The 19673-nt window shown below is 59.3% G+C and carries 17 protein-coding genes; all 17 read left to right on the top strand.

The annotated features are described in order from the left end of the window. Positions 1-28: 28 nt before the first annotated feature. The 17 genes from secD (at position 29) to PO883_RS11080 (ending at position 19654) form a co-directional block, all read left to right on the top strand. On the top strand, positions 29-1903 hold the full coding sequence (gene secD, locus PO883_RS11160; RefSeq protein ID WP_289309824.1) for a protein translocase subunit SecD: 1875 nt from the start codon (positions 29-31) through the stop codon (positions 1901-1903). Between the two features lie 27 nt (positions 1904-1930). Continuing rightward, positions 1931-2950 carry a protein translocase subunit SecF gene (gene secF, locus PO883_RS11155; RefSeq protein WP_167093252.1) on the top strand — a complete coding sequence of 340 codons (1020 nt, stop codon included), beginning with the start codon at positions 1931-1933 and terminating at the stop codon, positions 2948-2950. A gap of 125 nt (positions 2951-3075) precedes the next feature. Next, positions 3076-3768: a YafY family protein gene (locus PO883_RS11150; RefSeq protein WP_289309823.1), complete on the top strand. Its 693-nt coding sequence runs from the start codon at positions 3076-3078 to the stop codon at positions 3766-3768. Positions 3769-4053: 285 nt separating this feature from the next. Then, positions 4054-6321: a type VI secretion system Vgr family protein gene (locus PO883_RS11145; protein ID WP_289309822.1), complete on the top strand. Its 2268-nt coding sequence runs from the start codon at positions 4054-4056 to the stop codon at positions 6319-6321. After that, positions 6321-6848 carry a DUF6484 domain-containing protein gene (locus tag PO883_RS11140; RefSeq protein WP_289309821.1) on the top strand — a complete coding sequence of 176 codons (528 nt, stop codon included), beginning with the start codon at positions 6321-6323 and terminating at the stop codon, positions 6846-6848. The genes PO883_RS11145 and PO883_RS11140 overlap by 1 nt, the downstream gene beginning before the upstream one ends. Before the next feature lie 13 nt (positions 6849-6861). Beyond that, positions 6862-7953 carry a DUF2169 domain-containing protein gene (locus PO883_RS11135; protein ID WP_289309820.1) on the top strand — a complete coding sequence of 364 codons (1092 nt, stop codon included), beginning with the start codon at positions 6862-6864 and terminating at the stop codon, positions 7951-7953. Positions 7954-7992: 39 nt separating this feature from the next. Continuing rightward, positions 7993-9024 carry a hypothetical protein gene (locus PO883_RS11130; RefSeq protein ID WP_289309819.1) on the top strand — a complete coding sequence of 344 codons (1032 nt, stop codon included), beginning with the start codon at positions 7993-7995 and terminating at the stop codon, positions 9022-9024. A 20-nt stretch (positions 9025-9044) separates the two neighbouring features. Next, positions 9045-9434, top strand: coding sequence for a DUF4150 domain-containing protein (locus PO883_RS11125; RefSeq protein ID WP_167093312.1), 390 nt, complete (start codon positions 9045-9047; stop codon positions 9432-9434). Between the two features lie 8 nt (positions 9435-9442). After that, complete coding sequence (locus PO883_RS11120) at positions 9443-10819, top strand: HNH/endonuclease VII fold toxin-2 domain-containing protein (RefSeq protein ID WP_289309818.1); 1377 nt, start codon at positions 9443-9445, stop codon at positions 10817-10819. 10 nt (positions 10820-10829) lie between these two features. After that, the gene (locus tag PO883_RS11115; RefSeq protein WP_289309817.1) at positions 10830-11807 is read left to right on the top strand and encodes a hypothetical protein; all 978 of its coding nucleotides are present in this window, start codon (positions 10830-10832) and stop codon (positions 11805-11807) included. Positions 11808-11831: 24 nt separating this feature from the next. Then, entirely contained in the window at positions 11832-12809 is a 978-nt protein-coding gene (locus PO883_RS11110; protein ID WP_289309816.1) for a hypothetical protein, read from the top strand. Positions 12810-12876: 67 nt separating this feature from the next. Further along, positions 12877-14226 carry a hypothetical protein gene (locus tag PO883_RS11105; protein ID WP_289309815.1) on the top strand — a complete coding sequence of 450 codons (1350 nt, stop codon included), beginning with the start codon at positions 12877-12879 and terminating at the stop codon, positions 14224-14226. After that, positions 14223-14627, top strand: coding sequence for a thioredoxin family protein (locus PO883_RS11100; RefSeq protein ID WP_289309814.1), 405 nt, complete (start codon positions 14223-14225; stop codon positions 14625-14627). Before PO883_RS11105 ends, PO883_RS11100 begins: the two co-directional genes overlap by 4 nt. Before the next feature lie 68 nt (positions 14628-14695). Further along, the gene (locus PO883_RS11095; RefSeq protein ID WP_289309813.1) at positions 14696-15043 is read left to right on the top strand and encodes a YafY family protein; all 348 of its coding nucleotides are present in this window, start codon (positions 14696-14698) and stop codon (positions 15041-15043) included. Between the two features lie 62 nt (positions 15044-15105). Next, complete coding sequence (locus tag PO883_RS11090; RefSeq protein ID WP_289309812.1) at positions 15106-15720, top strand: glutathione S-transferase family protein; 615 nt, start codon at positions 15106-15108, stop codon at positions 15718-15720. A 203-nt stretch (positions 15721-15923) separates the two neighbouring features. Beyond that, on the top strand, positions 15924-17282 hold the full coding sequence (locus tag PO883_RS11085) for an MFS transporter (RefSeq protein ID WP_289309811.1): 1359 nt from the start codon (positions 15924-15926) through the stop codon (positions 17280-17282). 20 nt (positions 17283-17302) lie between these two features. Further along, positions 17303-19654 (top strand): GH36-type glycosyl hydrolase domain-containing protein, encoded by a 2352-nt coding sequence (locus PO883_RS11080; protein ID WP_289309810.1) that lies wholly within the window; start codon positions 17303-17305, stop codon positions 19652-19654. Positions 19655-19673: the final 19 nt, after the last annotated feature.

The following is a 19673-nucleotide window of genomic DNA, read 5'->3' as shown; positions in this document are numbered from 1 at the left end:
CCTGCTCAACATTGAACGCTGGAACACTATGAATCGCTATCCCGTCTGGAAATACATTCTCATCGTCATTGCGTTGCTGTTCGGCGCCTTGTACACGGCGCCCAACTACTTCGTTGAATCGCCCGCGCTGCAGGTGACGACAGGCAGTTCGACCCTGAAGATCACCCGCAACACGGCCGACCAGGTCGAAGCCGCCCTCGCGGCAGCGGGCATCAAGTCCGATGGCGTGAGCCTGGACGGGAATGGCAACACCTCATCCGTGCGTGCGCGCTTCACCACCACCGACATTCAGTTGAAGGCCAAGGATGCGCTGGAAAAGGCGCTTAACCGCAGCGCGGCCGAACCGGATTACATCGTCACCGTCAACCTGGTGAAGAACACCCCGAAATGGATGCAGGCGATCAACGCGCTGCCGATGAACCTGGGCCTGGACTTGCGCGGCGGCGTGCACTTCCTGATGCAGGTTGACGTGGCCGCGACCACCGAGACCAAGATCAAGGGCATCCAGTCGAGCGTGCGCAGCCAGCTGCGCGACAAGGACGATGCGCGCCACACCGGCATCGAACGCGTGGGCCAGACCATCGAAGTGCGCTTTGCCGATGCCGGCAACCGCACCCGCGCGCGCCAGCTACTGGCACGCGAATCGAACGACCTGCAGTTTGCCGACACCAGCGACGCCAGCGGCCTGAAACTGGTCGTCTCGCTCAAGCCGGAAGCGCTCCAGACCACCATCGAAGAAGGCGTCAAGCAAAACATCTCGACCCTGTCCAAGCGTGTCAATGAACTGGGCGTGTCCGAGCCGATCATCCAGCAGCAGGGCCGCGACCGCATCGTGGTGCAGCTGCCCGGCGTGCAGGACGTTGCGCGCGCCAAGGCCATCATCGGCCGCACCGCCACCCTGGAAATGCGCATGGTCGACGATACCGTCGTGCCGGGCATGGAATCGGCCGCCAGCATTCCGCTCACGTCCGAACTGTTTACCGACGACACGGGCCGCCCGATCGTGCTGCTGAAAGACGTGATCCTGACCGGCGACTACATTTCGAGCGCCATCGGCACCAATGACCAGAACAACCAGCCGGCCGTGGGCCTGGACCTCAATGGCGACGGCGGACGCAAGATGCGCGAAGCGACGCGCGACCGCGTCGGCAAGCGCATGGCCATCCTGCTCAAGGAAAAAGGCAAGTACACCGTGCTGTCGGCACCGACCATCAACAGTGAACTGGGCAGCCGCTTCCAGATCACCGGCATGGGCACCCTGGAAAAGGCCAACGACCTGGCGCTGCTGCTGCGCTCCGGCGCCCTGTCGGCACCGATGGAAATCATCGAAGAACGCGTGATCGGCCCGCAACTGGGCGCCGAAAACATCGCCAAGGGCCTGTACTCGACCGTGTACGGCTTCGCCGCGATCGCCGTTTTCATGATCCTCTACTATCACATGTTCGGCTTTTTCAGCGTGATCGCGCTGGCCTCGAACCTGCTGTTCCTGCTGGCGATCCTGTCGTGCCTGCAAGTGACCCTGACCCTGCCCGGCATCGCCGCAATCGCGCTGGCACTCGGCATGGCGATTGACGCCAACGTACTGATTAACGAGCGTATCCGCGAAGAGCTGCGCGCGGGCGAGCCGCCGCAAAAAGCGATTGCCGCCGGTTTCGACCGCGCCTGGGCCACCATCCTGGACTCGAACGTGACCACCCTGATCGTCGGTATCGCCCTGCTGGTATTCGGTTCCGGTCCGGTGCGCGGCTTCGCCGTGGTCCACTGCCTGGGCATCCTGACCTCGATGTTCTCGTCCGTGTTCGTTTCGCGCGGCGTGGTCAACCTCTGGTACGGCCGCACCAAAAAGCTGAACAAGGTCTCGATCGGTACTGTCTGGACTCCTGGCCTGTCGGTCACGAAATAACAAGCACTTACTACAACAGGATTCAAGATGGAATTTTTCCGAATCAAGAAAGATATTCCCTTCATGCGCCATGCGTTGATTTTCAACGTGATTTCGGCGCTGACCTTCGTGGCGGCCGTGTTTTTCCTGGCGACCAGGGGCCTGCACCTGTCGGTCGAGTTCAAGGGCGGCACCGTGATGGAGCTGAAGTACCCGAACGCGGCCAACCAGGAAAAGATCCGGGCCGACCTCGTCAAGCTCGGCTACGAACAGCCTGAAGTGACCAGCTTCGGCACCGCGCAGGAAGTCATGCTGCGCCTGCCGATCACCAAGGCGGTCGCCGGTTCGAGCGGCTCGCAGATCGTGTTCGACGGGCTGTGCAAGTCCGAAGGCGGCGCGGTCACCAAGATCAATGCCGTGGTCAAGGGCCAGAGCGTGGCCAAGGATGTCTGCCATAACCCGGCCGGCGCCGAGGTGCTCAGTCTCCAGAAGGTTGAATTCGTCGGTCCGCAGGTGGGCGACGAGCTGGCGCAAAATGGCGTCAACGCCCTGATCATGGTGGTGCTGTTCGTGGTGTTCTACCTGGCGGTGCGCTTCGAGTGGAAGTACGCTGTCTCGGCCATCATCGCCAACTTGCACGACGTGGTCATCATCCTTGGCTTCTTCGCCTTCTTCCAGTGGGAGTTCTCGCTGGCGGTGCTGGCCGGCGTGCTGGCGGTGCTGGGCTACTCGGTCAATGAATCGGTGGTGATTTTCGACCGGATCCGCGAAAACTTCCGCAAGCAGCGCAAGGCCAGCGTCGAGGAAGTGATCGACAATGCGATCACCAGCACCATCTCGCGTACCATCATCACGCACGGCTGTACCCAGATGATGGTGCTGTCGATGCTGCTGCTGGGCGGCGCGACGCTGCACTACTTCGCCGTGGCGCTGACCATCGGTATTCTGTTCGGTATCTACTCGTCGGTGTTCGTCGCCGCCGCCATCGCCATGTGGCTGGGCGTGAAGCGCGAAGACCTGATCAAGCCGATCAAGGAAAAGGACGAAACCGACGGCGCCGTCGTTTAAGCGCAGTTTCGCCACTCCATGAACAATGCCGCCCGGCTCACGCTGCGCGGCATTTTTCATGGCTGCGCGCCGTGCAACCATTCACCTCCTGGCCGAATCATGATGTTTGACGCCCGCCCGCTGCCATGAGCCGCACCAACCGCCTGTTCCTGCTGCTCGACGCCCTGCGCGGCCACCGCCGGCCCGTGACCGCCGCCGTGCTGGCCGAACGCCTCGGCGTGTCCGAGCGCACCATCTACCGCGACATCCAGACCTTGTCCGAACTGGGCGCGCCGGTCGAGGGCGAGGCCGGGGTCGGCTACCTGATGCGCGCCGGCCTGTTCCTGCCGCCCCTGATGTTTACCAACGACGAACTCGAAGCGCTGGTACTGGGCGCGCGCTGGGTGCGCCGTCAGGGCGACGACGCGCTGGCCGAGGCGGCATCGAACGCGCTGGCCAAGATCGCCACGTCCACACCGAAGGACCTGCGCGACTGCATTGCCGAGACCAGCCTGTGGGTGCCGGTCGGGCCAAGCGCACCCGAGACGACCGCCTTCGTGCGCCCCGCGCGCGAAGCGATCCGCGACCAGCACAAGCTGCGCATCGGCTACCGCGACGCCGGCGGCGTGGCGACCGAGCGCACCGTGTGGCCGTTCGCGCTGGCCTTTTTCGAGGGCGCGCGGGTGCTGGCCGCCTGGTGCGAGCTGCGCGGCGCCAACCGCCACTTTCGCATCGACCGCATCGCCAGTGCCGCCTTGGACGGCGAGCGCTATCCGGAACACCGGCGCGCGCTCATCAAGCGCTGGCGCGCCGAGATGTGCATGAGCGACGACTCCTGACGACAACTGCCGCTACCTGCTTCTGTCGTGGTGTTTCATTCCACTGCTCCTGAGTTCATCAGCATGCCCCGCTTTCATCATCCTGCTTCGTCGGGCGCGAGCGGATGACCGATGAGGCCTAAACTTGGCATGTAGTAATCGTGCTAAAATGCTATGTTAAGTTTTCAAAGTGACATCACATACATGCAGTCTCTTTCATAAAATCTCCGCATCTCACCTTTCCCATTGGGCTTGTTTATCGGGCAATCGTAGCTACGGACCAACGACATCGGATACAAAATTTCTATGGGTAAAGTGCACCAAACTCTGCAAGGACTCCTTGGCGAGCGCCAGCATAATCGCTTGCTGCGGCTTTCTTTTCCCAATGCGGATGGACCTGATGGCCAGTTGCTTGTCAACAGCCTGGAAGCCTTCGAGGCATTGTCGCGCCCATTCGAGTACACGGTTGAACTGTTGTCGGACAATCCTGGAATCGCCCTCAAGGATATGCAGGGCAAGTTGATGTGCGTACAGTTGGTGCGGCGCGACGGCAGCATGCGTTACTTCACTGGCCGGGTGTTCAGCTTCAAGCTGACCACTGTCGACGGAGGCGTGTCTTATTACCAAGCCAAGTTGGGGCCGTGGTACCAGTACCTGAGCATGCGCAAGGATAACTACCTCTTCCACAACACCACGCTGTACCAGCAAACTGCGAGCATTTTCGGCGATTACGGCGGCGTCGCACTATGGGATTGGCGTGTCAAGGGCGCCAACGGCGTCATGACCGACGCCTGCCAGTTCGATGAATCCGACCGTAATTACCTTGAACGGCGCTGGGTCAATGCTGGCATCCTGTACTGGTTCGAGCACACAGAGAGCGGGCACACGCTGGTGCTGTCCGATGATTCGAGTGCGGCTGAGCCGGTGGACGGCAGCGTGGAGATTCCATTCCAGCGCCACGCCGGCGCAGCCGAGGAAGACGGCATCCACCAGTGGTCGCCAGGGCGTACCATCCAGCAGGGCACGGTCGCCCTCGCCTCGTACGACTTCAAGTCGCCGCGTCCTGCCAGCACCTCGCTGCCGACGGTGCAGCAGCAAGGCGACGTGCTGAACATCGAATCGTATGAGTACACGGGTGCCTTCGGCTTCAAGGACAGCGGCGATGCGCGCGACCTGGCGCAACTGCGCATGGAAGCGATGGAAGCCGCAGGCAAACAATTCGATGGCACTGGCAACAACCGCAACGCGCAGCCGGGCCGCTGGTTCCGCCTGAGCGGCCACTTCGATGCAGATGCGCGTGGTGGCGACGCGCAGGCGCGCGAGTTCCTGATCACGGAAGTGAGCCATCGCGCGAGCAATAACTATCACGTGCACAGCGGTTCGGAGTCGATCTACGAAAATCGCCTGAGCGCGATACGAAAGATCATCCCGTGGCGTCCCGCGCGCGGCGCGGCCAGTGTCGAGACCAAGATCCATGGCATCCAGACTGCGACGGTGGTGGGCCCCCCAGGTGAAGAGATTCACACCGACAAGTACGGCCGCGTACGCGTGCAATTTCACTGGGATCGGGTTGGCGCCAACGATGACAAGAGTTCGGCGTGGATTCGGGTTGCCACGCCATGGGCGGGCGCCAATTTCGGCATGACCTCGATTCCACGCATCGGCACCGAGGTGCTGGTCCAGTTCATGGACGGAAACCCGGATCGTCCGATTATCACGGGCATGGTGCCGAATGCCGATACGATGCCGCCGTGGACGCTGCCCGATAATAAAACGCAGAGTGGCGTGCTGACGCGCTCGACGCCAAATGGCGGCTATGACAATGCCAACGCTCTGCGCTTTGAAGATAAAAAAGGCGAAGAGCAGTTATGGATTCACGCCGAAAAAGATCAGCTGACTGAAGTTGAGCATGACGAGGACAAGTGGGTCGGCAATGACCGGCGCAAAACCATCGACCGCGACGAAACGACTTTGGTCAAGCGCGACCGGACCGAGACGGTGAACCGCGACGAGACGATCACGATTCATCGGAATCGCACCGAGGTGGTGGATAAGGACGAGACGATTACGATTCACAATAACCGCGCCGAGCGGGTCGGCCACGACGAGAAAATCAGCATTGGGGACAACCGCACCGAGGATGTCGGCAAGAACGAGACAATCGATATCGGGGGCAATCGTACCAAGTCGGTGGCCAAGAACGAGAAAGATTCGATTGGCAAGAGCTGGTCGATCAATGTGACCAAGTTCAAGACCGAAACCATTGGCATGGCCTATATGCAGAACGTGGGCATGGGACGTATGGAAAACGTCGGGATGGCTTATAGCCTGAACGTGGGCATGGTGATGACGACGGTGGTCGGGACTAACCAATCGACCCAGGTAGGCAAAAAAATCTCGATTTCCGCGGGCGACGAGCTGACGATCACCGTCGGGAAGTCCAGTATGATCATGAAGAAAGACGGCACCATCGAATTCCACGGTCACACCTTCCTGGTCGGGACCACCGACACGCAGGAGTTCCGGGCCGATGGCGACATGACTTTGACAGCCAAACAAATCCTGGAGAATTGATGAAGCGCACCCCTCAAGCCGTATCGGCAGCGCATGCCGAGCCTGTTGAAAAACAGCTCAGCGATGCAGAACAGCTACTGCAAGAAGTGCTCATCCAGACGTTGCCGCGCAACGCGCGTGCGGAGGGCATTGCAATCGGCCACGTCGAAGCGTTTTCACCCGACGGTCATGTCTTGGTCGGCATTCCGTCGTTTGGTCTAACTGGCGTACCGGCCCGGGTGCTGGCGCAGCCTGTGGAAATTGGCCAGGCTGTCGCGCTTGGCTTTGAAGCGTGCGATCCCATGCGGCCGATTATCCTGGGTGCGCTATTGCCCGGCCAGCAGGCAAGCCTGCCGCGCGATACGACCGATGTATTGCTTGATGGCGAAAAGGTCACCATGACGGCGGCCCGTGAGATCGAATTACGTTGCGGCGAGGCTGCGCTGATTCTCAGCGCGGACGGTCGCATCGAACTTCGTGGAACCTACATAACAAGTCATGCCAGCGCCACGCAGCGCATTCTCGGCGGCTCGGTCAACATCAATTAACGCAGGCACCATTTTGGAAATCATCGTCGGATCGAAATATCTCGCTGTCGAAATAAATTGCGCACTTGATGTCAAAGGCCGCGAGCATCTGGTGGTTATCGCAAAATCGACGTGGCAAATTCCGGGAACCGGCCAGCGGCCAAAGCCCCTTCCACCGCAGCCAATTGAACAGTCGGATATCTTTGCTGGCGATCCCGAAAACAGTCCCATGCTGTACGGTTCGGACATGGCGCGTTTCAAGCCGCGCTGCGATGTCATCTTTAACGCCTCGGCCCACTCGCCGGATGGCCTGCCGGCGCGGGAAATCGATGTGGCGTGGCAGGTCGGGCCGCTGCGCAAGGGACTCAAGGCACATGGGCCGCGTCACTGGAAAAAGCGGCTGGGAACGGTGTCGCTGTCGAGCGCCGAACCAGTCACTTCCACGCCACTGCATTTTGGTTTTGCGCTGGGAGGAAGCCGTCAATACAAGAAGGCTTTTAGCCGAGCCGACGCGATGCTGGCCGAATCGCACCCCGCCAATCCGGCGGGCATCGGTTGGTATGGCTCCCGCGCAACGGACGAGATTGACGGTGCGCCGGCTCCCAGTCTGGAAGCGCTTGACGATCCGGTGCGCAAGCCGCACGGCAATCAGGCGCCGATCGCCTTTTCCGCCATTGCACGGCATTGGTTGCCACGTCCACGTTACGGCGGTACCTACGATGAGCACTGGGAGGAAGAGGTTTTTCCGTTCCTGCCGGACGACTTCGATGAACAATTCCATCAGTGCGCGCCGGTCGACCAGCAGATGCCGTATCCCGTCGGCGGCGAAGCCATCGTTCTGCGCAACATGATGGCGGGCCGCCCGGATGTGCGCTTCAAGCTCCCCAAGCTGGACGCGGTCAAGGTACAGATTCTGCGCCACGACTACAGCGCCGATGCGCCGGAAGCGGTGGCGGACACACTCTACTTCGAGCCCGATCAGATGCGATTTAGCGTGGTGTGGAGGACTTGCGTGCCGATCAACCGCCGCGTTCAGGAATTCAAGACAATCGCTGTCGGGCCGGTTAACACGGAATGGTGGCACCAGAAGACATCGGGTAATGGCGGCTGCGGCAATTGCGGCTAACTCGATTCATATGTCGAACGAAAATAAGAAAGAAAACAAGTGAGTGATCATCTGGGATGGGCGCCTCTGGTCGTCAAATCGTCGGGCTTATGTTGCGCGGTTGGCTTTTCGCTGGCGGCCGCATCGTGCGCCCTGCGTGCGCGTATCGATCATTTTAAAGAAAGCATGTTTGTTGATGGGAGCGGGAAGCCTCTGCTGGTAGCGCAATTGCCGCTCGATGATCAATGGGGGCCGGAACGCCTGGCCGAACTGATCCAGTATGCGATCGCAGACTGCAACGACGCACAGGATCCGATCGATGCCGACCATACCGCCTTGCTTTTGCTCGCCCCCGAACGCGGCCGTCCGCACAGTGGAACCGAGCAATACAACAGCCTTTATCGCAAGGTCGAGGAGCAGTTTGGTGCATCGTTCCAGGCAGGTTCCGCGGTCTTTCCGCAAGGCCGCGCCGCGATTGGAGATGCGTTGATTCATGCGCAGAACCTGCTGCGTGCCGGTGGAGTTAAACATGTTCTAGTGGTCGGGGCCGACTGCTTGCTCGATGTGCACACCATCCGCTATTTCCTGAATCAGGATCGTATCTTGTGTCCGGCCAATTCCGACGGTTTTATTCCCGGCGAAGCGGCGGCAGCCTTGCTGCTCAGCCTGGGCGATGGCGACTCGACCGGCTTGCACATCACCGGCGCCGGAGCAGAAACCGAAGAAGCCTTGATCGACGGCGTCATTCCGAACCGGGCTGTTGGGCTGACCAAGGCAATCAGGACGGCGCTCGGGAGTGCCGGCGTGAAACCATCGGCCCTTGCATTTCGGATGAGCGACCAGAATGGTGAACAGTTTTATGTCAAGGAAGCGGCGAATGCCTTCGCCCGCATCATGCTGAAAGATGGCGTTGGGTTGCCGGTCCTGCATATTGCGGATTCGATCGGCGAGACCGGTGCGGCGGCCGCTACGGCAACCTTGGCTTACCTTGGTTCGCTGGCGGGCATGCGGGATGAACCGGGCGATTGCGGCCTTGTACATTTTGCCTCTGACAATGGGAGGCGGTCGGCCATCGTGGTTGACTATCGCTAAAATAAAGAACAGGAAAAATCATGACTACCGGTGTTTATGCTAACGACAATGAGATTTGCTGCCAGGCGGCTGACGGAAAATCGACCCTGATGCCCAGTGACGTCTGCATGAGTCCGCCCGGACCGCCTGCCGGTCCGCTACCGATTCCGTATCCGAATACTTCTTTTGCCAGCGATCTCGACAACGGGTCGACCACGGTATTTATTAAAAATTCGCCGATTGCATTGAAGGATGTTTCCTATTTTTCCACTAGCACGGGAAATGAGCCGGCGACTCAGGCGTTTCAAAAGGGTATTGCCACGGGCGTGATCAAGGGCAAGGCAGTCTTTATCGATTGGTCGGTCAACGTCAAAGTTCAAAGCCTGAACGTTTGCCGCCACTTCGATCCGATGACTCATAATCACAAGTAAAGGCGCGCATGAATTGGGTCCGGAAGAGCAGAACAGGGAAAAGTTCGCAAGATAAAAGCGATGCAGGACAACCTGCGTCCAAACCTCAAGACGGCAAACCAGCAAAACGATATCGCGACAAAGGCAAGGCTGGCAATACTAACACCGGTCCAATGTTCTACTTCAGCAATCGGACGGTAAGGCACTACTGTCTAAAAGAAACTAGTGCCATCAAGAAACATTGCGACGAAGATAAAGCGGAGTCGAAAAAATCATCGCAAGCGACGCCTAAGACGAATTCAAAGTTGGGCCAGTTGTCGGAGAAGATCCACAACGCGTTGGATACTGTTCAGGATACGGTTAAAAAAGAATACGGCTATGATAAGGACAAGCCCGATACCCAGTGGATGGACGAGCATTGCGACGGCCTTTGGTTGAAACCCATGGGAACGGGTGAGTTCAAACATTTTACTGAACAGTTGCAAAAGATCGAAAACGATCTAAAAAAGGAAGCCAAAGCCATACTTGAAAGCGGAGGCGCAAAAGTTATTGAATTGGCAAAAGATACAGCCTTAGCCTACGGGCAAAAAGCCGCAATGCGAACTGGCGCCGCCGCAGTGTCGCTCGTGGTTCCGGTTGTAGGGGAAGTTGTGATGGTGGGAACCACCATTTGGAACTTTGTCGACGGAGCTTGGACTGCTGGGAAGGTTGCTATCGCTGCCCTCAACATCAAAGATGAGCTGATGGCGAAGTACAAATTACTCGAACCGAAACTGGGTAAAATTCAGGATTTGCTGTCGCCAGATAAACAATCAACCACCGCTTCCTCTGTTGTTGCAGAAATGATGACAGAAAAGGCAAACTTTAATCCGTGTATTAAGGCAAGAAAATGTTCTTTGGTGCCGTATGATGAAACGTTAAGTCCAAAGGATCAGGCTACTACTGGTCAGGGATGTTGCCCTGGACAAACCGGCCATCATATTGTGCCCAGTGCGATGTTTGACGTCGAAGGCAATCCATGCGGTAATGAATACGACTATAAAAATGCGCCAACGGTATGCCTGGAGGGAACGAATAACCATGTTGGAAGTCATGGTTCAGCGCATAAGGAATTGGAGCGTTTGATTGACGAATATAAAGAAAAAGGGCTCGCAGCGATTTCCTATAAAGAGGCGAGTAAGCGTGGAATTGAAGCGGTACGGCTAGCAAATCCGAACTGCTCGGAAAAGTGCTTGCAAGCGCAGCTCGATAAATACTATAAAGACGATCTTAAGTGTAAAAATGACTCGCAATTGAAGCCAAATCCTGGCAAGCCGGACCCCAAGGTGAATAGGGTAGAAAAACCCCAGGCGAGTACGACAGTGCCAACAAAAACTCCTAGAGCCAAGGCCGGGCGTAAAAAATAGAAAGGTTGAAATGGAAATTTCAGACAGCGATTTTGAATATTGTTTTCAGGGTTATCAGATTATCGATTGTGCCGTGCGGAGCGACGACGTCTTTTATTTTTCTCTAGTGGAAGACTATACAAAACATCCCGATTGGACGGGCGGTGAGGGGCCTGCATCGAACGAGTTGAAACACCGTATTGTGTGTTACGCCCGTGACGAGCCGCCGGAAGAGCGATGGACAGACACAGAACTGGAAGGGTTTTCGAATATCCTTGCGGGCGTTAGTGAAGTACCGAAACAACAATTTGTCGGATCCGACATGCAAGGTCACATCTATGTTTTGGGCAGTGGCGATGATGAAATTGAGCAGCCTTTGAAAAAATCGCCTGAGAATGGTATTAAACGCGGCGCGATTACCCGACTGCGCACGATCGAAGGTGTTCTCTATATAGCCGGCACCGGGCGGTCGGTCGGCTATCGTGAAGGTGCAAATCAATGGACATCGCTTACCCAAGGAATGAGTTATTGTTCCGATACTGAGTGGAGCACAGGTGGATTTAGAGACATCGATGGCTTTAGCAGGTCTGAAATTTATTGCGTAGGCGGGCAAGGCGATGTGTGGAAATTTGACGGAAAAAACTGGTCAGCGTTGCATTTTCCCAGCAATATCCGTTTGCATTCCGTTTGCTGTGCAGGAGACGGATTTGTTTATATCAGCGGCTATGGAGGTGCAACGTTCAAGGGGCGCGACAACAAGTGGAAAAAAATCCATGATGACACCATGACGCTGCCATTTCAACACATGGTTTGGTATGAAGGTAAAGTCTGGTGCACCAGCGACTACGGATTGTGGACCATCGAAAATGATAAACTCGACGTTGCGGACGTCAGCGATGAAGTAAAAGTTGCGTCTGGGTATATGTCAGTGAAGGGCGGAACGTTATTGCTCGGCGGCTATAATGGTGCTTCATATTGCCAGGCGGGAAAATGGACTGTCATTTTTTAAGTGCCCGTTCATTGAAGGACTGCAGTGGAAATTTCAGAAAGTGATTTTGAATACAGTTTTGCGGGTTATCAGATTGTCGACTGTGTTGTGCGCAGCGATGACCTCTTTTATTTTTCCCTGATGGAGGACTATACAAAGAGCCCCGATTGGAAGGGCGGTGAGGGTCCTTCATCGGACGAGTTGTTGCACCGTATCGTGTGTTATGCCCGTAATGCTGCACCGGATGAGCGATGGACACACACGGAACTGGAAGGGTTTTCAAATATCGTGGCAGGTGTCAGTGAGGTGCCGAAACAGCAGTTCGTTGGGTCTGACATCCAAGGAAATATTTATGTGCTAGGTGGTGGCGACGATGACATTGAGGAGCCTCTGAAAAACGGGAAGGAAAATGGTGTCGCCCGTGGCGCGATTACGCGACTACGCACAATCGAGGGCCTTCTCTATATAGCTGGCACCGGCCGGTCGGTCGGCTATCGCGAAGGTCCAGATCAGTGGATATCGCTTACGCAAGGCATAAGTTATTCATACGATATTGATCGGAGCACGAGTGGCTTTCGAGACATTGATGGCTTTGGCAGGTCTGAAATTTATTGCGTAGGAGGTGAAGGCGATGTGTGGAAATTTGATGGAAAAACCTGGGCACGGGTGCATTTTCCCAGCAATATCCGCTTATATTCCGTTTGCTGTGCAGGAGATGGATTTGTATATATTAGCGGCTATGGAGGAGCTACCTTCAAAGGCCGCGACAACAAGTGGAAGAAAATTCATGATGACACCATGACGCTGCCTTTCAAGCGAATGGTTTGGTATCAAGGCAAAGTCTGGTGCACCAGTGATTACGGATTGTGGACCATCGAAAATGATAAACTCGAGGTTGCTGACGTTAGCGACGAAGTAAAGGTCGCATCTGGGTATATGTCCGTCAAGGGCGGCACCTTGTTGCTCGGCTGGTATAGCGGTGCCTCGTACTGCCAGGCAGGAAAATGGACTGTCATTTTTTAAGTGCGCGCTCATTTTCGGGAAATCGCAAAATACATATTTTTCAATTTTTAATTAGAAATCAATTCATTTGAAAATGCACGATAGAGAATTTCCGGTGATCGGTCCCATACTGGTTCGCCATGCCGACGATGCAGCTTTTTACTGGTCCCAGCTGGACAGCGCGTCACGCTCCTATCATTGGCGCTTCGATGACCAGATCCGCACGGAAAACCTGCTCGCCGCGCATCTGGATGGCCTTGCCATAGCTGGCCTGCCGGGATTTCAACATTGCGTATCCATGTTTGATCGCTGGAAAAAGAGCGGAAACTTATTCACATGCGTCCTCCTTGCCAGTAAGTTAGGCCTCACCGATCCGCTCGACACGCTGGTTGAGCGCGTCCAGAACCAGCCTGACGGGATGGTTCGTGGCCTCGTTTCAGCTTTGCTTCACCTGCCCGAAGATCAAGCGATCGGCCTGATATCCAAATGGTCTGCCCGGCCAGCAAAGCCAGTGCAAAAAGTGGCGGCCTTGCGTGCGATCGCCTTGCGTGGCGCCGGATCGCATTCCGCGCTCGCGTGCAAACTGAGCGCCTACTTCGAGGATGCCAACACCCACATTCGTGCCGCAGCCTGTCGGGCCGCGCTCACGCATGAGGACCACGCTGTCGCGCTTGATTTGCTGGGCATCGCCATGCTGGACGACGACCTCCAGGTTCGGGCAGAGGCGAGCATTGCTTGCCTGAACACCGATCTGAAAGCGCAGGCAGTCGCTGTCCTGGCGGCATGTTTGCTTGAACAAACTGCTGAATTTGATAAATCAAGCGGATGGTTTCGCCAGCAGGCATCCCGGCGTCTTGAGCGTTGGGCCAGGTATCTCGCGCATGTCTTGCCTATTGGCGCCCCCCAGCTCCCGGATCTGCTTAATCTCCTGCCCACGCGCATTGCACTCACCATGGTGCTTGCGCATGGCGACCTGGCCTACCTGCCGTTCGCACTCGATAAAATACGGGACCCAAGTGTCAGCCGGTACGCCGGTTGGGTATGGCAGACACTGACTGGAATGGAACTGGCCAGGATGGGTTGGACAGTCAGTGACGATGACAGTGTCTCGCTCGCCCCAAGCGGGCCGGTAACGCAAGCCCGTCTCGATGCCGACAACGGCCTGCCCGAGCCGAACCACGCTGCGCTTGCCGCCTACATGGCAACGCAGCCGTTTTCCCGATTGCGGGGGGTGCGCGTCCTGCTTGGCCAGCAGCGCGATCTTGCCAGCGCGCTGGCATTACTCAAGGACGCGCCGCAGTGCATCCGCGCCCTTGCTGCCCACACGCTCAACTTATCCCAATCGTGGTTGATTTTCAATGTACGCGCCAGTACCGCTGAGCAGATAATTGCGATGGATGCCCTTGATGAGATCATTTCCCGAGGTACGGAAAAATGACATCTGCCCGTTTGGACCCATGGAACGATGCCGCTGTCATCGCGGCGCGATTGAAATCCAGATCCGCGCGGCTGGTGCTGATCATCGGGGCCGAAAGCTGGTGCGAAACCTGCCGCGCCCTGGGCCCCGTTTTCGACACGCTGGCGCAGCAGAGTAGCAAGCAAGACGATACCTGGCTCTGGCTTGACCTCGAAGATCACGCCGACTTCCTCGACAACTTCATCCCGGACAGCTTGCCGCTGCTGATGAGCTACAGTGGGGCCGAGCTCAGCCACGCTGTGATCCCTACCCGGGTCACCGAAGCCGATTTGCTGGAGTTGCTGGCTCGGCCGTCCGTCATCGAGCACAGCAATTTGCCGGACGTGCGCGGCCGTCTGATGGCAAACGACTGGGCGCTGTAACACCAGACGAGGCTTTCTTCCCGCGCGACATCACCCGCTTCGGCAAATTCCGCCCATCTCCGATCTGGATGGCGTGCCGGCGTGCTCCCCTGCATCACGCCCGACGTGGGCGCGAGCGGCAACATCGTCCGGGCCTGCGGCGGCCATCTGAAGCGATCCGCGACCAGCACAAGCTGCGCATCGGCTACCGCGACGCCGGCGGCGTGGCGACCGAGCGCACCGTGTGGCCGTTCGCGCTGGCCTTTTTCGAGGGCGCGCGGGTGCTGGCCGCCTGGTGCGAGCTGCGCGGCGCCAACCGCCACTTTCGCATCGACCGCATCGCCAGTGCCGCCTCGGACGGCGAGCGCTATCCGGAACACCGGCGCGCGCTCATCAAGCGCTGGCGCGCCGAGATGTGCATGAGTGACGACTCCTGACAGAAACTGACGGGATTCGCTTCTATCATGGCCGCTCCAACAACTTTTCACGGAGCTGCATCATGCGCCTGTTTCATCATTCCCTGTCATCGAATGCGCGCCGCGTGCTGATGGTCGCCGAGCAGCTTGGCCTGCCGCTGGACATCGTCAATGTCGACCTGATGAGCGAAGGCGACCGCACGCGCCTGCACGAAATCAACCCGAACGGCAAGCTGCCGGTGCTGGACGATGGCGGCTTCCTGCTGTGGGAATCGTGCGCCATCATGCAATACCTGTGCGACATCACGCCGCGCCAGCAGTTGTATCCGCAGGACGCGCGGGTGCGGGCCGACGTCAACCGCTGGCTGTTCTGGGGCAGCCAGCATTTCGCCGAGACGGTCAGCATCCTGTCGTTCGAGAACCTGTGGAAGGGCATGATCGGCATGGGCGAGGCCGACCCGGCCGAGGTGGCACGTGCCGAGGGCGAACTGCGCAAGCTTGGCGCCGTGCTCGACGCTCACCTGGCGCAGCGCGACTGGCTGGTGGGCGAGGCCGTGAGCCTGGCCGACATTGCCGTCGTCGCGCCGCTGATGTACCTGGAACAAGCCCGCCTGCCGCTGGGCGACTTTCCCAACCTGATGCGCTGGTTCGACCGCATCCGCCAGCTCGACCTCTGGAAAAACACCGAAGCCGGATAACGCCTCAGCCGGCAGCGAATCGCCCTACATCCGGAGTCAGAGCTCTCATTAGAAATCTTTCTAGTCAGAGCGCTGACCCCGGTTAGGCAATTTCTCCATTGACACTCATGCCGGGCGTGGGCATACTTGATGCTCGCATGTTAGCGCTACCATCGGGTGCGGGTGCCATCGCCCTGGTCCCCGGCGACCGAGGAGAGTCTGCGTTGATTGCAACACCGCTGCCGTGGCGCGAAAAGATCAGTTATGGCGTCGCCGACATGGGCTTCAATTTTTATTGGGCCAATATCGCGACCTTCCTGATGATGTTCTACACCGACGTGTACGGCATCTCGGCCGCCGCCGCCGCGTCGATGATGTTCGTCGTGAAGATCATCAACGCCTTCACCGATCCCCTGATCGGCGCCGTGGCCGACCGCACCAGCACCCGCTTCGGCAAGTTCCGCCCCTATCTGGTCTGGATGGCGCTGCCGCTGGCCGGCGCCGGCGTGCTCACTTACACCACGCCCGCCCTCGGCGGCGACGGCAAGCTGGCCTGGGCCTATGCCACCTATCTGCTCATGATGGTCTGCTACACCTGCATCAACATCCCCTACAACGCCTTGTCCGGCGTGATGTCGGCCGAGCCGCAGGAGCGTTCCACCATCAATGGCCTGCGCTTCATCTTCGCCTTCGCGGGCAGCATGCTGGTCACGGCCGCCACGCCGGGCATGGTGAGCTTTTTCGGCGCCGGCGAGGGCATGGACGCGACCCGGCGCGGCTGGCAGCTGACCATGCTGGCCTGGGGCGTGCTCGCCTCGCTGCTGTTCGCGCTCACCTTTTTCAACACGCGCGAACGCATCGCGCCGCCGCCCCGGCAAAAAACGCGTGTGCGCGACGACCTGCGCGACCTGGCCGGCAACCGTCCGTGGATGGTGCTGTTTTTCCTGGCGCTGATCATCATGGTGTCGATCACCCTGCGCACCACCACCGCCGCCTACTACTTCAAGTACGTGGTGGGACGGCCCGAGCTGCTCAAGTCCTTCCTGCCCGCCTACATGGCCGCCGCTGCCGCCGGTGCCGCCCTCACGCCGGTCATCACGCGCCTGGTCGACAAGAAAACGCTGATGATGGTGCTGATGTCACTGACCGCGCTGCTCTCCGCGGCCTTTTTCTTCGTCGACGCTACCCAGATCGGCGCGATGTACGCGCTCCAGATCGCGCTTGGCCTGGTGCTGGGACCGAAGTCGCCGCTGGCGTTTTCGATGTACGCCGACACGGCCGACTACAACGAGTGGCGCAATGGCCGGCGCGCCACCGCGATGACCTTCGCCGCCGCCACGTTTTCGCAAAAACTGGGCACGGCGCTGGCGCTGGGCGTGATCGGCGCCGTCTTCACGGCGCTCGGCTACGTGCCCAATGCGGCCCAGTCGAGCGGCTCGCAAGCGGGCATCGTCTGGCTGATGTCCGTCATTCCCGCCTTGTTCGCGCTGCTGGCGGTGGCGGTCATGTTTTTCTATCACCTCGACAGCCACCAACTGCGGCGCATCCAGGCCGACCTGATGGCGCGCAAGGCGCCGCTGTAACCCATTTCCGGAGACGTTTTATGTTACGCCCCACCGACGACGGTGCCCGCTACGAATTGAGCAGCCCGACCGCGATGCCGCACGCCGCCGGCTTCCTGTGGAACCGCACGATGATGATCCAGGTGACCTGCCGCGGTTACGCGGTGGCCCAGTTCATGCAGCCGGAGCCGGCCAAGTATGCGCACGCGCCGAACATGGAAGCGAAGTCCTTCATGCAGCCGGAGCAGGCCTATTTTGCGCACCATCCGGGCCGCTTCTTTTACGTGAAGGATGAAGACACGGGCGAGCTGTTTTCGGCCCCCTACGAGCCGGTACGCGCGGCGGTCGACCGCTTCAGCTTCTCGGTCGGCCAGAGCGACCTGGCGTGGCACGTCGAACATCTCGGCATCGGTATCGACCTGCGCCTTTGCCTGGCGCCGGACGCAGTGGCCGAACTGTGGTCGCTGCAGGTCACCAACCTGTCCGCCCGCCCGCGCAGGATCAGCGTGACGCCGTATTTCCCGATCGGGTACATGTCGTGGATGAACCAGTCGGCCGAGTACCGCGCCGACCTGGGCGGCATCGTCGCCAGCAGCGTTACGCCGTACCAGAAAGTGGCCGACTACTTCAAGAACAAGGACTTCAAGGACAAGACCTTCTTCCTGTGCGAGCAGGCGCCCGATTCGTGGGAGGCCAACCAGGCCGCCTTTGAAGGGGAGGGCGGCCTGCATGATCCGTCAGCCTTGCAGCGCGGTGCGCTGGCCAATGGCGACGCGCGCTACGAGACGCCGGCCGCGGTGGTGCAATACCGGCTGGCGCTGGCGGATGGCGCGGCCAGCACGTACCGTTTCCTGTTCGGCCCCGCCTTCGACGACGCCGAGATCGCGGCCCTGCGCAGCACCTGGCTGAGCGAAGAAGGCTTCGCCCGTGCCGCCGCGCAGGCGCAGGCTTACGTGGCCGGCGGACGCGGTTGCGCGCGCATCTCCACGCCCGACAAGGAACTGGATAACTTCGTCAACCACTGGCTGCCGCGCCAGGTGTTCTACCACGGCGACGTGAACCGCCTCACGACCGACCCGCAGACGCGCAACTACCTGCAGGACAATATGGGCATGAGCTTCGTGCGTCCATCCGTGATGCGGGCCGCCTTCCTGCATGCGCTCAGCCAGCAGGAAGCTTCCGGCGCCATGCCCGACGGGATCCTGCTGGTGGCCGGCGCGCAGCTCAAGTACATCAACCAGGTGCCGCACACCGACCATTGCGTGTGGCTGCCCGTATGCTTGCAGGCTTACCTCGACGAGACGGCCGATTACGCCATGCTCGATGAAACCGTGGCCGATGCGCAGGGGCGTGGCGAGAGCGCGTTTGCGCGCGTCGGGCGCGCCATGGACTGGCTGCTGGCCGAACGCGATCATCGCGGCCTGTCGTTCATCGCTCAGGGCGACTGGTGCGATCCGATGAACATGGTGGGCTACAAGGGGCGCGGCGTGTCCGGCTGGCTGACATTGGCGGCGGCGTACGCGCTCACGCTGTGGGCTGGCGTGTGCGAGCAATGCGGCGAGGCCGGAAAGGCGCGCCACTTCCGCGTCGGCGCGGCGGCGATGAATGCGGCGGCCAATGCGCATCTGTGGGATGGCGCCTGGTTCGCGCGCGGCATTACGGATGACGATGTGAAGTTCGGCGTGAGCACGGATGCGGAAGGGCGCATCTACCTCAATCCGCAGGCGTGGGCGATCCTGAGCGGGGCCGCCGATGGCGCGCAGACGGCCAGCATGCTGGCCGAAGTCGAGCGCCAGCTGTATTCGCCGTATGGCGTGACGATGTTCGCGCCGCCGTACAGCGCGATGCGCGACGATGTCGGGCGGGTGACGCAGAAGCACCCCGGGTCGGCGGAAAATGGCGCGGTGTACAACCACGCGGCGGTTTTTTACATTTTCAGCTTGTACGGCATCGGCCAGTCCGAGCGCGCGCACATGCTGCTGCGGCAAATGATTCCGGGGCCGGACGATGCCGACTATCGGCAGCGCGGGCAGCTGCCGGTGTTCATTCCCAATTACTACCGGGGCGCACACCGCGAGTATCCGCGCACGGCGGGCAGGTCGAGCCAGTTGTTCAATACGGGGACCGTGTCGTGGGTGTACCGCTGCATTGTCGAGGGCTTGTGCGGGCTGAAAGGCGATGTGGACGGGCTGACGATCAATCCGCAGATGCCGGCCGGGTGGCAGCGCATGGATGTGGAGCGCGATTTTCGCGGGGCGCGCTTTCACGTGCATGTCGAGCGCGCGGAGGTGGAGGGGGTGATGGTCAGGCATGAGGGTAAATTTTTACCGGAGGCGCGCATGACCGGGGTCGTGGCGGGGGCGGAGTACCGGCTGGATGTATTTGTGCCCTGAGCGCGTGGTTCGTGATTGC

Origin of the sequence: Massilia sp. DJPM01 (assembly GCF_030348125.1) — a bacterium.
Classification (GTDB): Bacteria; Pseudomonadota; Gammaproteobacteria; order Burkholderiales; family Burkholderiaceae_D; genus Telluria_A; species Telluria_A frigida.
The sequence above is the reverse complement of the archived record's forward strand: the minus strand, read 5'-3'. Positions and strand labels throughout refer to the sequence as shown.

Coding starts and splice junctions, on each gene's coding strand:
- PO883_RS11145 (WP_289309822.1), top strand. CDS start 4,054: ATGGGTAAAGTGCACCAAACTCTGCAAGGACTCCTTGGCGAGCGCCAG.
- PO883_RS11150 (WP_289309823.1), top strand. CDS start 3,076: ATGAGCCGCACCAACCGCCTGTTCCTGCTGCTCGACGCCCTGCGCGGC.
- PO883_RS11080 (WP_289309810.1), top strand. CDS start 17,303: ATGTTACGCCCCACCGACGACGGTGCCCGCTACGAATTGAGCAGCCCG.
- PO883_RS11090 (WP_289309812.1), top strand. CDS start 15,106: ATGCGCCTGTTTCATCATTCCCTGTCATCGAATGCGCGCCGCGTGCTG.
- PO883_RS11095 (WP_289309813.1), top strand. CDS start 14,696: ATGGCGTGCCGGCGTGCTCCCCTGCATCACGCCCGACGTGGGCGCGAG.
- PO883_RS11115 (WP_289309817.1), top strand. CDS start 10,830: ATGGAAATTTCAGACAGCGATTTTGAATATTGTTTTCAGGGTTATCAG.
- PO883_RS11140 (WP_289309821.1), top strand. CDS start 6,321: ATGAAGCGCACCCCTCAAGCCGTATCGGCAGCGCATGCCGAGCCTGTT.
- secF (WP_167093252.1), top strand. CDS start 1,931: ATGGAATTTTTCCGAATCAAGAAAGATATTCCCTTCATGCGCCATGCG.
- secD (WP_289309824.1), top strand. CDS start 29: ATGAATCGCTATCCCGTCTGGAAATACATTCTCATCGTCATTGCGTTG.
- PO883_RS11120 (WP_289309818.1), top strand. CDS start 9,443: ATGAATTGGGTCCGGAAGAGCAGAACAGGGAAAAGTTCGCAAGATAAA.
- PO883_RS11125 (WP_167093312.1), top strand. CDS start 9,045: ATGACTACCGGTGTTTATGCTAACGACAATGAGATTTGCTGCCAGGCG.
- PO883_RS11100 (WP_289309814.1), top strand. CDS start 14,223: ATGACATCTGCCCGTTTGGACCCATGGAACGATGCCGCTGTCATCGCG.